This window comes from Streptomyces sp. YS-3, from assembly GCF_045257485.1.
GTDB lineage: Bacteria > Actinomycetota > Actinomycetes > Streptomycetales > Streptomycetaceae > Streptomyces.
The window spans coordinates 1-14,512 of sequence record NZ_JBJHPC010000127.1; the positions used below are offsets into that span (position 1 = coordinate 1).

The window sequence follows — 14,512 nt, forward strand, 5'->3', positions numbered from 1 at the left end:
CTGGGGGGCAGCATTGAGTGAACTCCTTGCGGCTCAGGGGGAGTTGCGGGGGGTATGCGCCCTGTGATCCGGACCACAAGTGTTGTTCTTTCGCCAAATTACGCACCAGTAGCCGGAGAGTGAAGTTACGCGTCGGTAAAAACTGCCGTGACTCCGGTGATTCGCTGGTAGGGCCGGGCCGGCGTCAGGCGGCGTCGGCCAGCGGGCCGTCGGAGGCGGCGGCCGGAGCGGGCCGCGCCAGCGCCCCCGGCATGATCGCGGCCGGGCCGAAGCGGGCGCGGGCCCGGTCGGCGACCGCTTCGATCCGGCGGGCCCGGTCGTCCACGGGGTCGAACGTCAGCTGCCGGGAGGCCTGCCGGGCGGGGACGAGCCCCTCGGCCCGCAGGGAGACGCTCCGGACGCGGGCCCGCTGGAGGCCGAGCGACTCATGGATCGCGTAGGCCGCCGCGATGAGCGCCGGGGAGTGGGCCGTGGGCTCGCGCAGGGTGCGGCCACGGGTGGTGGTGGAGCGGTCGGCGTACCGGACGGTGAGCGCCAGGGAGCGGCACACCTGCTCCGTGCCGCGCAGCCGGACGCCCAGCTCCTCCGCGAGGGAGAGCAGCGCCCGGCGCTGGCGGTCGCGGTCCACCTCGTCGCGGGGGAAGGAGCGTTCGGCGCCGAGGGAGCGGGACGCCGCGTTCGGGACGACGGGGGTGCGGTCGATGCCCAGGGCCCGTTCGTGGAGCTCGCGCCCGGCCCGTGCGCCGACGATCCGCTGGAGGGTGGCGAGCGGGGCGGCGGCGACCCTGCCGATCGAGTCGAGCCCGTACGAGCAGAGGGTGCGGGCGGTCGCGGGGCCGACCCCGTCCAGCGCGGCGACGGGCTTGTCGGTCAGGAACCGGGGCACCTCCTCCGGGGGCAGCACCAGGGTCGCGCCCGGCCGGGCGCCCCGGGCGGCCATCCGGGCCAGCATGGGGTTGGGCCCGGCCCCGATGGTGCAGTCCACCCCGCGGTGGGCGAGCGCCCTGACCCGGATGACGGAGGCGAGCTGGGCCGCGTTCCACCCGAAGTACCGCTCGGCGCCCCGCACATCGACGAGCGCGGCGTCCGGCGGGAGGGCCTGGACGACCGGGGTGAGACCGCCGAGCATCGCGAGCAGACCGGGGAGGGCGGCCTCGCACCCGCCGGTGTCCCCGGACGGCACATGGAAACGGACGCAGAGGATCATCCCGCGCTCCCCCGGCTCTGGTGCCACAGCTTCCGGCCGGTGGCGGCGGGTTCACCGGCGGGCCGGAGGTCGGCCCAGGGGTTCAGCCGGTAGCCGGTGGGCAGCTCGATGCGGCGCCCGTCGCCGGTCTCCTCCCCGGGCGTCCCCTCGCCGCCCCCGCCGCCCGCACCGGCGTCCTCACCGTCGGGTGCCGGGGCCGACAGCCGGGCGGCGACCGCGTCCAGGCCGCCCTCGCGGCGCAGTTCGGCCAGCTCGGCCAGGTTCCAGGCCGCGGCGCCCACCACGCTGAGGCTGCGCGGCCCGCGCCGCTGCACCACTCCGCGTACCAGCAGGAGCCAGGAGTGGAAGACGGTGTGGGCGCAGGCGGCGTGGCTGTCGCCGAAGAAGGCGAGGTCGACCAGGCCCGTCCCGTCGTCCAGCGTGGTGAAGATGACCCGCTGCCCGGACCGGACGGGCGGGGTCTGGGTGGCCGCCTTGGCGCCCGCGACCAGGACGGTCTCCCCGTGCGCGGCGTCCCGCAGCCGCTTGGCCGAGACCACGCCCAGCTCCTTCAGGAACGTCTCGTGGTCCACCATCAGATGGCGGGAGGCGTCCATGCCGAGGATGCCCAGCTCGGCGCTGAGCCGCTCCGCCTCGTCGAGGTCGGGCAGTCCCGCGCGGGCCGTCCGCCGCCCGTCGCCGAGCGGGAGCTGGCCGCCGCCGGACCCGGCCGCCCGCTGGGCGCGGTGGAGTTCGGCGAGGTGCAGCAGCAGGTCGCGCCGGTTGCCGCCGAACGCGTCGAGCGCGCCGACCTGGGCGAGCCGTTCGGCGACGGGGCGGCTGGGCCTGGCCCGCCGCCAGAAGTCGAGCAGCGAGGAGTAGGGCTGCTCCTGTTCGATCCGGGCGGTCTCGGCCTCGCTGATCCCCTGGACGTCCGCGAGGGCGAGGCGGAGCCCCCAGGTCCGGGAGTCGGACACCAGTTCGATGCGGTGGACGGCCGCCGACCGGTTCACGTCCACCGGCAGGATCGGCACCCCGCGCCGGCGCGCGTCCGCGAGGAGCAGCCGCTTGGGGTACATCCCGGGGTCGTGGGTGAGCAGCCCGGCGTAGAAGGCGGCCGGGTGGTGGGCCTTCAGCCAGGCCGACTGGTAGGTCGGCACGGCGAAGGCGACGGCGTGCGCCTTGCAGAAGCCGTACGAGCCGAAGGACTTGACGATCTCCCAGGTGCGCTCGACGACCTCGGGCGGGTACGCGCGCCCGGCCGCGCACGCGGCGAACCAGACGCGGATCCTCTCCTGCGACTCGGGGTCGGAGAGGGCGCGCCGCGCCTGGTCGGCCATGGCCCGGTCGCAGCCGGTCATGACGGCCAGCATGTTGATGATCTGCTCGTGGAAGACGACCACGCCGTAGGTCTCCCCCAGGACGTCCGCCAGGTCCTCGTGCGGGTGGCGCACCGGGGCCCGGCCGTGGCGCGCCTCGATGAACGGCCGGACCATGTCGGCGGCGACCGGTCCCGGCCGGAAGAGAGAGATGTCCACGACCAGGTCGTGGAAGGTCGAGGGCTGCAGCCGCCCGATCAGATCGCGCTGGCCCGGCGACTCGATCTGGAAGCAGCCGAGCGTCTCGGCGGAGCGGATGAGCCGGTAGGTCGGCAGATCCCCCTCCGGGACCTGGCGCGGGTCGTCGAGGTCCGGTGTGCGGCCGGTGGTACGGCCGATCTCGGCGACGGCGTGCGCCATCGCCGACTGCATCCGCACCCCCAGGACGTCCAGCTTGAGCAGCCCGAGGTCCTCCACGTCCTCCTTGTCGAACTGGGACATGGGGAACCCCTCCCCGCTGCTCGCCACCACCGGGGTGCGGCGCAGCAGGGTGATGTTGGAGAGCAGCACCCCGCACGGGTGCATGGCGATTCCGCGCGGCAGCCCGTCCAGCGCCTCGACCAGCTCCCACAGCCTGCCGTGCCGCCCCTGCTCCGCCGCGATCTCGCGCAGCTCCGGCAGTTCGGCCATGGCGGTGCGGGCGTCGCGGGCCCGGATGTGCGGGAAGGACTTGGCGATCCGGTCGATCTCGGCCGGGTCCATCGACAGCGCGGCGCCCACGTCGCGTACGGCGTGGCGGACCCGGTAGGTCTCGGGCATGGAGACGGTGGCGACCCGTTCGGTGCCGAAGCGGTCCATGATCGCGTGATAGACGTCGAGGCGTCGGGCGGACTCCACGTCGATGTCGATGTCGGGCAGCACATAGCGCCGGTGGGACAGGAAGCGCTCCATCAGCAGGCCGTGCTCGACGGGGTCGGCGTGGGCGATGCCGAGGAGGTGGTTGACGAGCGACCCGGCGCTGGAGCCGCGCGCGGCCACCCGGATACCCATCTCCCGTACGTCGTCGACGACTTGGGCGACGGTGAGGAAGTACGCGGCGAAGCCGTGGAAGGCGATGACGTCCAGCTCCCGGTGCATCCGCTCCCAGTACGCGCGGTCGCGGTCGTAGCCGCGCAGCACCATGCCGGCGGCGGCGCGGGAGGCGAGGACCCGCTGCGGGGTGCGGTCGGCGGCGCCGACGAGATGGGGTTCGGGGAAGTAGCTGTACGTCTTGATGCCCAGCTCCCGGGCCGGGTCGACCCGGCACGCGGCGGCGCTCTCCTCGGTCGTGGCGAGCAGCCGGTGCGCCGCGCCCCGGCGGAACCCGGCGGCCTCGGCGACCCGCTCGGCGGCGCGGGCCATGGCGGCCGGGTCCTTGAGCCAGCGCTCGCCGCTGTCCAGCCCCCGGCGCGGGTCGACGGGGACGAGCCGGCGGGCCGCGTCCAGGACGTCGGCGACCGGCCCGAGCCCGGCGTCCGCGTACCGCACGGCGTTGGTCAGCACGGCGGGCACGCCCTGCTCGGCGGCGAGGCCCAGGGTGCGGGCGGCGAGCCGCAGCGAGCCGGGCCCGGTGCCCGCGCGCCCGTGGTGCACGACCTCCAGCCGCAGGGCGTCGCCGTACAGCTCGCGCCAGGGCGCCAGGAGACGTACGGCGAGGTCCGGGCGGCCGGCGGAGAGCGCCCTGCCCACCTCGGAGCCGGGTCCGAGCAGCACGGTGAGCCCTTCGGCGGGCAGCGCGGACCAGGACAGGACGGGCGGCCCGTCGGCCGTGTGGGCGGCGGTGATCAGCCGGCAGAGCTCGGCCCAGCCGGTGGCGCCGTCCCGGGCGAGGAAGGTGGCGCGCGGCGCCGACTCGTCGACGAAGGCGCCGCCCCGCACGGGGGTGCGCGGGCGCCGGGCGGGAGCGCTCCCCCGCGCGGGTTCGAGGGGGTGTTCCGGGACCGCCAGATCGGTGCCGAAGAGCGGGCGCACCCCCTTGGCCGCGCACGCCTTGGCGAAGCGCACCGCGCCGGCGAGGGTGTCCCGGTCGGTGAGGGCGAGCGCGTCCATCCCCTGGTCGGCGGCGCGCTCGACGAGCCGTTCCGGGTGGGAGGCCCCGTACCGCAGGGAGAAACCCGAAACCGTGCGCAGATGCGTGAAGCCGGGCATCCGCACCTCCTGGACCGATCGTTCTCACTTCCCCCTCCTTTCACCATAGACCAATTTCGAACGCACGTACGACACAGATGTTCGATACGGGTCGGGGTGCTCCGCGCGACGGCGTCAGCCGTTCGGCTCAGCCCCGACTGCGCCGCCCCGCGGCTCCCCGGAGCGTGAGGACATGACGTTCGTCGACGAGGTGAAGAGCGCCGTCACGGTGCGGGCCGCGCTGCTGGTCATCGGGGTACTCGGGCTGATGGTCGCGTTCATCGCGTCCTACGCCGGGGCCTTCCACAACCCCAGACCGAAGGACGTCCGGTTCGGGGTGGTCGCCCCCGCCGAGGTCAGCGACACGACCGTGGGGCGGCTGAACGCCCTCCCCGGCGGCGCGCTGGACGCCCGCGCGGTCAAGGACCCGGCCGCCGCCACCCGGCAGCTGCGCGACCGCGACCTCGACGGCGCGCTGATCGTCGACCCGCGGTCCACCACCGACACCTTGCTCGTCGCGGGCGGCGGCGGGGCGTCCCTCTCCCAGGCCGTCGAGCTGGTCGTCACCTCGGTGGAGAAGGCCGGGCACCGGACCGTGAAGGTGGTCGACGTCGCCCCGGCCGACCGGCGGGACGCCCGGGGCCTGTCCTCGTTCTACCTGGTCGTCGGCTGGTGCGTGGGCGGCTATCTGTGCGCCGCGATCCTGGCGATCAGCCATGGCGCCCGGCCCGCCAACATCCAGCGGGCGGTGATCCGCCTCGCCGCCCTCGCGGTGTACTCGATCGCCGCCGGGCTGCTCGGCGCGCTGATCATCGGGCCGGTGCTGGGCGCGCTGCCGGGCAGCTACCCGGGCCTGGCGGGACTGGGCGCGCTGGTCGTGTTCGCGGTCGGCGCCACCACCCTGGCCTTCCAGGGACTGGCCGGGATCATCGGCATCGGCCTCGCCATCCTGGTCGTGGTGGTCCTGGGCAACCCGAGCGCGGGCGGCGCCTACCCGTATCCGCTGCTGCCGCCGTTCTGGAAGGCGATCGGCCCCGCGCTGCCCCCGGGCGCCGGCACCTGGGCGGCGCGCTCCATCGCGTACTTCCGGGGCAACGCGGTCACCGGCCCGCTGCTGGTCCTCTCCGCCTGGGCGGTGGGCGGGGCCGCGGTCACCCTGGTCATGGCGGGGGTGCGCAGACGGGACGAGGGCGCCGGGGGCGACCCGCTGGAGGTGGGCGCCCGGACCGGGGTCTGAACCCCGGCGCGGCCCGGCCGCCGGTGGCGGCCGTCGCCGGTGCGCCGATCCGCCGGGACGGCATTCCCGCCCAGGGCGCCCACCGGCCCCGGGAGCGGGACCGTGCTCACAGCGGGAGCTGCGGCGGGTCCGCCGGGAGCCCCTCCTCCGCCGGTTCCGCAGGGGCCGGGGCCCCGGACGCCTCCGGCTCGGGCGCCGCGCCGGAGACGCCCGCCACGGAAGCCTCCGCCACCGGGTCCGCCGTCTGCGGGGTCGCCCGCTCCAGGAACCGCAGCAGCTCCACCGGGAACGGCAGGACCAGCGTCGAGTTCTTCTCCGCCGCCACCGCCACCACCGTCTGGAGCAGCCGCAGTTGGAGCGCCGCGGGCTCCTGCGACATCACCCCGGCCGCCTCGGCCAGCTTCTTCGACGCCTGGAGCTCCGCGTCCGCGTTGATCACCCGCGCCCGGCGCTCCCGGTCGGCCTCGGCCTGACGGGCCATCGAGCGCTTCATCGTCTCCGGCAGCGAGACGTCCTTGATCTCCACCCGGTCGATCTGCACGCCCCACCCCATCGCCGGGCTGTCGATCATCAGCTCCAGCCCCTGGTTGAGCTTCTCGCGGTTGGAGAGCAGATCGTCGAGGTCGCTCTTGCCGATGATCGAACGCAGTGAGGTCTGGGCCATCTGGGAGACCGCGAAGCGGTAGTCCTCGACCTGGATGACCGCGTCCGCCGGGTCGACCACCTTGAAGTAGATCACCGCGTCCACCCGGACCGTGACGTTGTCCCGGGTGATCCCGTCCTGCGCCGGGACCGGCATCGTCACAATCTGCATGTTCACCTTGTGGAGACGGTCGGCGAACGGAAGGATCAGGGTGAATCCCGGGCCCCGCACCGATCCCCTGAGTTTGCCCAGCCGGAAGACCACACCGCGTTCGTACTGCTTGACGACCCGGGCCGCCGCCATCACGTACACGATGCCGGCGGATCCGACGGCCACGGCCGTCGCCACCAATGCCTCGACCATCACGGCCCCCAAGGGTCCGAATCGGACGTGTACTTCGACGGTAACTCCGCTTCCGCCCCGGGGGGAGTCCCGGTCACACTCCACTGAATGGGTAGAACGCGGAAACTCGGACGGGAGGGGAATGCCGCAACAGTCGATGCCTGTATACGGCAAACGAAATGGGCGGTACGGGGACGGGCCCGGCGATCGGTGTCGCGATCCACTACCGGAGGGGGCACGCGTGCGCGGTCGGGTGCGAGCGGCCGACGGCCGGCATCTGATGGTGGAGCGCTTCGGGGACCCGCGGGGCAGACCGGTCTTCCTGCTGCACGGCACCCCGGGCAGCCGTCTCGGCCCCGCGCCGCGCGGCATGGTGCTCTACCAGCGGCGGATGCAGCTGATCGCCTACGACCGGCCCGGCTACGGCGGCTCCGACCGGCTGGAGGGCCGCAGCGTCGCCGACGTCGTCCAGGACGTGAAGACGATCGCGGACAGCTACGGCCTGGAGCGGTTCGCCGTCGTCGGCCGCTCCGGCGGCGCCCCGCACGCCCTGGCCTGCGCGGCCCTGCTGCCCGAGCGGGTCACCCGGACCGCGGCGCTGGTCACCCTGGCGCCCCGGGACGCGGCCGGGCTCGACTGGTTCGACGGGATGACCGCCTACAACGTGGAGGAGTACACGGCCGCCACGCTCGACCCCGAGGAGTTCGCCGCCCGGCTCATCCCGCGCTCCGACGAGATACGCAAGAACCCCATCCGGCTCCTGGACGAGCTGCGCCACGACCTCACCCATGCCGACCGGATGGTGGTCAAGGACGCGGGCGTGCGCTCCATGCTGCTGCGCAACTACCAGGAGGCGCTGCGCACTTCGGCGTACGGCTGGATCGACGACGCGCTCGCGCTGAGCAGCCCGTGGGGGTTCGACCCCGCCGACATCATCGGTGAGGTACTGCTCTGGCACGGCGTCAAGGACGTGTTCTCCCCGGTCGGCCACTCCCGCTGGCTCGCCGAACGCATCCCGGGCGCGACGGCCGTCCTGGAGCCGGCCGCCGCCCACTTCGACGCACTGCACGCCCTGCCCGCCATCCTCACCTGGCTGATCGAGGAGGACTGAGGGCGCGCGGCACCCGGTGAGGGGAGCCGGTGCGATCACTCCGGTCGCACCGGCCGTCCCCTCGGCTCACACCGCCAGCGGCTCCAGGTCCCGCTGCACCCGGCGCTCGTCCCGGGCGATCCGGACGAACGCGTGCTCGTCGCCGAGCAGACGCTGGAGCTCCTCCACGGCCTCCGTCCGCACGTGCGACGCCTCCTCCTTGCGGCCGAGCGCGTCGAGCGTCACCGACATGTTCGACGCGCAGGCCAGCGTCTCGGGGTGGTGCGCCCCCAGCACCTCCCGCAGCCGGGCGACCGTGTGGCGCTCGATCTCCAGGGCGCCCTCCAGATCGCCCATGTCGGCCTTCACGTTGGCGAGGTTGATGGTCGCGAACAGGGTGTGCGGATGGTTGTCCCCGAGTATGTCGCGCATCGTCCCGATGGTGTTCTCCAACAGGGTGTCGGCGGCATCCAGCGCCCCGCAGCCCCACTGGTAGATGCCCAGGTTGTTGGTGGCCGCCAGGGTGTACGGATGCCGCTCCCCCGGCACCTTGATGTACTGGTCGACGACCTCCTGGGCGGCGTCCCGCGCCGCCGCCGGGTCCCCGGCCGCGAACAGGTCGGCGGCCATGTTGAGGTCGCAGGCCAGCCAGTCGGGGTTGGCGGAGGTGTACTTGGCGCGGTAGCGGTTGCGGGTCGCGGTGGTCAGCCGCCGCGCGTCCTCCAGCCGGCCCGCCCGGCGCAGCGACACGGCGAGGCTCTTGGCCGCCGCCAGGGTGCCCGGGAAGGCCCGCCCCAGCTGCTCCTTGTAGAGGTCGTACGTCCGGCTGAGCAGCGCCACCGAGTCCTCGTAGCGACCGATCTCCCGCAGGTCGCGGGCCAGGTTCATGGCGGAGGAGAGGGTGTAGGGGTGCTCCGGGCCCAGCACCTCGGTGCGCCGGTCGTAGACGTCCTGGTCGAGCTCGCGGGCCCGGGCGTACTGGCCGAGCATGCGCATGTTCAGGGCGAGGTTGTTGGCGGCGGCGAGCGTCCGCGGGTGCGACTCGTCGAAGATCTGCCGGAACCCCTCGTGCGCCTCGGTCGCCAGCTCCATCGCCCGGCTGTACTGGCCGAGCGCGCCGAGGTCCATCGCCAGGGCGCTGGTGGTCATGTACGTGTGCGGGTGCGTGGCGCCCAGTACCTCCGTCTGGCGCGAGAGGGTCTCCTCGTCCAGCTCCATCGCCTCCACGTAACGGCCGCGGGAGCGCAGGATGTTGGAGAGGTGGAAGCGCAGGTACAGGTACTGGAGGTCGTTGGGCCCCAGCTTCTCGCGCCAGTCCTCGCGCAGGTCCTCGGCGAGGTTGGCGGCGGCGTTGAAGTCGCCGCGCTTCCACAGGTAGCGCACCCGGTCGATGAGGAGCCGGCGGGTCTCCGGCTCGTCGCAGAGCCGCGCCCCCGAGGGGATCAGATGCGGCCAGATGGTGTTGAACTGCGCCCAGGTCTCCGGGTTGTCGATCGGCTCGTCGGCGTCCGGCCGGGCGCCCGCGAGGATGCGGTGGACCGCGTGCCGGGCGTCCATCTGCTCCTCGTCGCTGAGCTGCGCCCGGATCACCGCCTGGACGAGCCGGTGCACCTGGATGGAGCTGCCGACCTGGTCGACCTTGGCGAGGGCGAACCGGCCGATCTCGCGGATGACCCGGCCGAGCACCAGCTTCTCCTGGAGCGTGGCGTCGTACGGCTTGAGGGCGTCGATCATCTCCTTGCTGTAGAGGAGGTTGGCGGAGATCGGCTCGGGCGCGAAGAAGGCGCAGAGCTGGAGGAGGCGGACGGCCGCCGGTGAGCGCTGTTTCAGCCGCTCGATGGAGACGTTCCAGGTGGCGGCGACCGGCTGGGGGTAGCCGGCGGGCTGGTTGAGCGCGAGGACGCTCGGGGCCTGCTGGGCGAGCTGTTCCAGATAGGCGGCGACCGGTGTCGCGGTCTCCGCGATCCACGCCGCCGCCTGCTCGACGGCGAGCGGCAGGTCGCCCACCGCGGTGGCGACCTGGTCGGCGTCGTCCACGGTGAGCCCGGGGGCGCGCCGCTGGAGGTGCTCGATGGACTCCTCGCGCAGGAACACGTCGACCGGCAGCGCGTCGCCGTACTGCGACCAGGTCTGGTTCCTGGAGGTCACCAGGACATGGCCCGGGCCGCCGGGCGGGAAGAACTTCTTGAGCTGCTCGGGGTCGTCGGCGTTGTCGAAGACCAGCAGCCAGCGCGAGGTGGGAACCCCGCGCCGCAGCAGGTCGATGGCCTCGCGGGAGGCGGAGTTCATGTCGTCGCCGCCCTGCACCCCGAGCCGTACACCGAGCTCGGCGAGGCCCGCCACCACCTCGTCGGGCTGTTCGGCGGAGATCCACCAGACCAGGTCGTAGTCGGCCATGAACCGGTGGACGTACTCCAGGGCCACCTGGGTCTTGCCGACGCCGCCGAGTCCGTACAGCGTCTGCGGCTGCGGCAGGACGACGGCGAGGCCGCCGCCGAGCTGGTCGCGCATCCGCTCCAGGACCAGCGAGCGGCCGGTGAAGCCGGGGTTGCGCGGCGGCGCGTTCCAGATCTTGGGGACGGTGCCGGGGAAGCGCGGTCCGGGCGCCACCCCGTCGCTGATCTGCACCGGCCGCTCCAGGGCCCGCAGCAGGGCGGTGGTGGCGTGCACCTCGTCGAGGCGGAACAGGTCGACGGGGTTGCGGTCGATGTAGGGCGCGGTGAGCCGGACGTCGCCGACGCGCAAAGGCAGCAGCTGGCGGCGGGCGCCCGAGGGGTCCTCGGCGGCGGCCCGGGACCAGATCTCCACGGCCCGGGCCGACTTGAGGTAGGCGCTGGAGAGCAGGACCACGGTACGGGCGGCGTTCTCGGCGGCCACCGCCTCCCCGTCGGCGCTGCTGGGCTCGGCCGACACGTCGCGGGGCACCACCCGGAACCCGGCCCGGGTCAGCACGGACTCGATCCAGTCGGCCCACATCCGGTTCTCGGCCACGTAGCTGAGGAACAGATCGGCCGGAAGGGCGGGCCTGCGGCGGGTGAAGGCGTCGCGGATGCGCAGCCGGATCTCCTCGTTGACGGTGGGCATCGAGGTGATCCGGCCCTCGGTGACCACGGCGGCCAGCCGCTCGAAGGCGGAGAGCAGCGAGTTGGAGAGCCCGGCCTCGTCGCCGAAGGTCGCCAGCGTCTCCTCGTAGGCGTAGTAGGGGCGGTACGGGATCTCCACCGCGCCCCAGTAGGCGGTGAGTTCGTCGCCGGAGAGGCCGGCCGGGAAGCGGTCGAACTTGAGGCGGGCGAGGGCCCGGCCGGCGTCCGCCTTCTCCTTCTCGCCCTCGTCGATGCGCATCGGGACCGGCAGGATGCGGATGTTCTGCCCGCTGTAGCGCTCGTCTATCTGGCGGGCCACCGAGGCCGCTCCGTCGATGGACTGGTCGCTGAGGGTGAAGCAGTCCACCAGGACGTCGGGGAGGTGGACGGTGCAGATGTCGGCGATGTCGCTGAGGCCGGTGCGGCTGTCGATCAGGACGTAGTCGTAGTTCTCCTTCATGTCCTCGCGCAGGGCGTCGAAGAAGTGGCCGCCGCCGAGCCGGTCGTAGAAGTTGTCCCAGTCGAACGTGGAGACGGTCGCCGAGTACTCGCGGTTCTGCCGACCGGCGGAGACGAAGTCCAGGGTGCCGCCGTCGGGGAACTGCCAGCCCAGCGCCTCGGGTGTGAGCGAGACCGCGTGCGGCTGGATGCGCGCGTAGTCGCGGTGCCAGTCGTCCGAGCGCGGCACGGGACTGGTGGCCGCCCAGGCGTATTCGGTGATGAGGTCGATGACCCCGGTGGTGGCGCCGAGCGTCGAGGGGTCGAGGAACGGGTGGAAGAAGCGGTGCAGCCCCGGGGCCTCCAGGTCCCAGTCCACCGCGAGGACCCGCTTGCCGTTGGCGGCAAGGATCCAGGCCGTGTTGGCGAGGGCCATGGTGCGGCCCGTACCACCCTTGTACGAGTAGAACGTGACGATGCGTCCGTCACGACTGGCTGTCATCCGTCTCCTCCGCATCGGGCGCGTGATCGAGCCTGTCGGGGATGTACTGCGTGGTGCCGAAATCGGTGCCCATCGGCCCGACCAGGCGCGGCCGTTCGGTGTGCCCGCCCCCCGCGGGCGGGTAGACCGTCGCGTGTCTCAGATACTGCTGTGCCGCCGCCTCCACGACCTGGGGCAGTATCTGCCCGAAGGCCTCCATGCTCGGTACGCCCTTGGCCGCGGCCCGGCAGGCGGCCCGCCCCTGGCGCATCTTGGACGGCATGGTCTCTTCCAGCCGGCGTGACAGCTCCGCCTCCGCCGCCCGGCTCTGCTGGTCGTCGCGGTTCCAGGGGACGACCACGCTCACCCAGGGCCGGTGTTCGGCGTCGAAGGCCGCGAGCCGGGCCCGCCGGTCCTCGTCCTCCAGCGCCCACCGGTCCACCAGCAGGATCTCCGGCCGGGAGGGGGGCTGCTTGCCGTCGAGGTGCAGCACCTCCTCGTCGAAGGAGGAGACGGTGGTCTGGTAGTTGAGCGAGCGCACCATGTCCTCCGCCACCAGGCCCAGCGGCCGGGCGGAGAGGGGGTGGTAGGGGTTCCACTCCAGCGGGCTGTCGCCGTAGTAGGCCTCGTCGCGGCCCTCGGGCAGCTCGTGGCGGGTCGGCGCGGCCACGGTGACGTGCATCGGGCGGGGGCCCTCGCCCGCGGACACGCCGAAGGCGCTGGGCGCCAGCCGGTAGTCGACGTGGCGGCCGGGCCGGATCGCGGTGGCGTCCGCGACGCTGACGATCCGCTTGGCGAGCTCGTAGACCGCGCGTTCGTACTCCTCGGCGAATATGCGCAGTTTGATCAGCCCGTAGAGGCCGTCGGTGACATAGCGGTCACCGAAGGCCCGGTGGTTGAACTGCAACCGCTCGGCGGGCCCGGGCAGTTGCTCGGGCGGGACCGGCACCCACAGGGCCGGCACGATCGCCTCGGCCGGGCGGTTGGTATGGGCCTGGTGCTGGATGGTGCGCTGCTCGAACGCGTACCACTCGCGACCGCACATCTCGCTCGCGAAGTAGCGCGGCGAGAACAGCGGCACGAACACCCGGCAGGATGCGAGGACTTCGCCGAGGCGCTCCGACCAGCCCTCGCCGGACCGTATCTCCCGGTCCATGAAGCCGGCGGACGCACCGGCGGGCAGGTCGGTCATGGCCATCACATGACCGCAGAGATCACGGTAAAGCCGCTCCACCCACATGTCGGGGTCCGGGCCGCCCGCCCCGTACCTCGGCGTGTGCGCGTAACTCAGAAAGAAGTAGGGCCGATGTTGGTCGGCCGGACGCGGCTGCGCTGATGCGTGCACACGACCCCCGTCCTGCAGTATTGAAGAACATCATTCCGGAGCGCACGGCGCTCCATCCCCTCACCGTTCGGTCAAACAAGGCCGCTTTTCGGCCATCCAGTCCACCGCATGGTCCACCGCCCTCTTGATCGAGAACAACCGGGCGGTCCGCCGTCCCAGCGGCCACTCCCTGCGCATTTCTTCCGGAAGATCGGCCCCGACGGCTTCGAAATCGCTGTCGTCGAGATCGACGTCGGGATAGTGGAACCATCCCCGGCGCCCGCTTTCGTCCCGGACCACACAGCTGTACAGCTTCTTGGGCGGATTCCGCCGATAACGGTATTCCGCGAGATGAAAGGAGCTGCAGACACCGAATCCCACATTGATCATGAGCACCCGGGCGTCCGCGTGATAGAGAGCCGCCAGCGGCGACCTCTCCCCCAGATGGCAGTCGGGTTCATGGCCCTCCATCAGCTCCAGGGCACGGCACCCCCAGGCCGCGAAGGACGTCTGGGGGTGGGTGCTGCGCACCGCCCCGTCCGAGGTCCGCACCCACTCCGCCAGCCGGCCCATGCCCTGACTGCGCGTCCGGTCCGGGTCGAAGGGCTCCATCCTGCGCTTGAAGTCCCGGTACGCGGCCGTGTGCCGGACGCCGCGGGCCCGTCGCAGATGGGAGGTGGAGGTGAGCGAGTTCTCCGGCGTGAAGGCCGGAACCACCAGCGTGCCCTTGAGCGGTCCGCCGACCGCCGCGCGCAGGGCTCTGCCCACCGCTCCCGGGCCGTGCCCAAGACCGCTCATGGAGGCGTGCACGAGGAGGGTGTCCCCCTCCCCGACCCCCATGGCCGCCAGGTCGTCGCGTAACGCGCTCTCCGGCACTGCTCGGGCTCGCTCATCCACGGGCTGCCTCTTCCCACTCCAGCAGGACATCGGCGACCAGGCTCTTCCCGCTCACGGTGAGTTCGGCCGCCTCCTGAAGAGCTTCCAGCGCGCGCCGGGTCTCCGCCAGAGTGCGTGCGCTTCTGTCGTACGCGGCGACCGCCACCCGCTCATATGTTTCGGCCAGCAGGACCGGAACCGGTACGGGCTCCCGCCGGGGGCCGGTCCGGTGGTGCGGGCCGCCGTCCAGCGCGTACAGGTCCGCCACATCGCGCAGAGCCCGGAACCGCGCCCTGCGGAAGCCCCGCAGCAGCCCCAGCGCCAACG

8 protein-coding genes and 1 pseudogene are annotated in these 14,512 nt (G+C 72.8%); 2 read left to right on the forward strand and 7 right to left on the reverse strand.

Annotated elements, in window-relative coordinates:
• Positions 1-184: 184 nt before the first annotated feature.
• Together ACJA3G_RS13690 and ACJA3G_RS13695 are read right to left on the reverse strand one after the other, a co-directional pair.
• Positions 185-1,207 (reverse strand): hypothetical protein, encoded by a 1,023-nt coding sequence (locus ACJA3G_RS13690; RefSeq protein WP_406553225.1) that lies wholly within the window; start codon positions 1,205-1,207, stop codon positions 185-187.
• On the reverse strand, positions 1,204-4,692 hold the full coding sequence (locus ACJA3G_RS13695; RefSeq protein WP_406553226.1) for a DNA polymerase III subunit alpha: 3,489 nt from the start codon (positions 4,690-4,692) through the stop codon (positions 1,204-1,206). Before ACJA3G_RS13695 ends, ACJA3G_RS13690 begins: the two co-directional genes overlap by 4 nt.
• 172 nt (positions 4,693-4,864) lie before the next feature.
• Here ACJA3G_RS13695 and ACJA3G_RS13700 point away from each other — a divergent pair, with 172 nt between their 5' ends.
• Entirely contained in the window at positions 4,865-5,908 is a 1,044-nt protein-coding gene (locus tag ACJA3G_RS13700; protein WP_406553227.1) for a DUF3533 domain-containing protein, read from the forward strand.
• 106 nt (positions 5,909-6,014) lie between these two features.
• Here the strand turns inward: ACJA3G_RS13700 and ACJA3G_RS13705 are convergent, their stop codons facing one another.
• Positions 6,015-6,914 (reverse strand): slipin family protein, encoded by a 900-nt coding sequence (locus tag ACJA3G_RS13705; RefSeq protein WP_406553232.1) that lies wholly within the window; start codon positions 6,912-6,914, stop codon positions 6,015-6,017.
• 220 nt (positions 6,915-7,134) lie between these two features.
• On the opposite strand from ACJA3G_RS13705, the gene ACJA3G_RS13710 reads away from it, so the two are divergent.
• Positions 7,135-8,004 (forward strand): alpha/beta fold hydrolase, encoded by an 870-nt coding sequence (locus ACJA3G_RS13710; protein ID WP_406553228.1) that lies wholly within the window; start codon positions 7,135-7,137, stop codon positions 8,002-8,004.
• Positions 8,005-8,070: 66 nt separating this feature from the next.
• Here ACJA3G_RS13710 and fxsT read toward each other — a convergent pair whose 3' ends face one another.
• The 4 genes and pseudogenes from fxsT to ACJA3G_RS13730 all read right to left on the reverse strand — a co-directional run.
• On the reverse strand, positions 8,071-12,006 hold the full coding sequence (gene fxsT / locus ACJA3G_RS13715) for an FxSxx-COOH system tetratricopeptide repeat protein (protein ID WP_406553229.1): 3,936 nt from the start codon (positions 12,004-12,006) through the stop codon (positions 8,071-8,073).
• Positions 11,990-13,330 carry a TIR-like protein FxsC gene (locus tag ACJA3G_RS13720; RefSeq protein WP_406553230.1) on the reverse strand — a complete coding sequence of 447 codons (1,341 nt, stop codon included), beginning with the start codon at positions 13,328-13,330 and terminating at the stop codon, positions 11,990-11,992. The genes fxsT and ACJA3G_RS13720 overlap by 17 nt, the downstream gene beginning before the upstream one ends.
• 60 nt (positions 13,331-13,390) lie before the next feature.
• Positions 13,391-14,206, reverse strand: coding sequence for an aminoglycoside N(3)-acetyltransferase (locus tag ACJA3G_RS13725; RefSeq protein WP_406553231.1), 816 nt, complete (start codon positions 14,204-14,206; stop codon positions 13,391-13,393).
• Positions 14,199-14,512 (reverse strand): annotated as a pseudogene (locus ACJA3G_RS13730) (FxsB family radical SAM/SPASM domain protein); the annotation flags it as partial. The pseudogene ACJA3G_RS13730 and the gene ACJA3G_RS13725, both read right to left, overlap by 8 nt.

Bases quoted from the DNA above. Each gene is read 5' to 3' on its own strand.
- ACJA3G_RS13690 (WP_406553225.1), bottom strand. From the start codon at position 1,207: ATGATCCTCTGCGTCCGTTTCCATGTGCCGTCCGGGGACACCGGCGGG.
- ACJA3G_RS13695 (WP_406553226.1), bottom strand. From the start codon at position 4,692: ATGCCCGGCTTCACGCATCTGCGCACGGTTTCGGGTTTCTCCCTGCGG.
- ACJA3G_RS13700 (WP_406553227.1), top strand. From the start codon at position 4,865: ATGACGTTCGTCGACGAGGTGAAGAGCGCCGTCACGGTGCGGGCCGCG.
- ACJA3G_RS13705 (WP_406553232.1), bottom strand. From the start codon at position 6,914: ATGGTCGAGGCATTGGTGGCGACGGCCGTGGCCGTCGGATCCGCCGGC.
- fxsT (WP_406553229.1), bottom strand. From the start codon at position 12,006: ATGACAGCCAGTCGTGACGGACGCATCGTCACGTTCTACTCGTACAAG.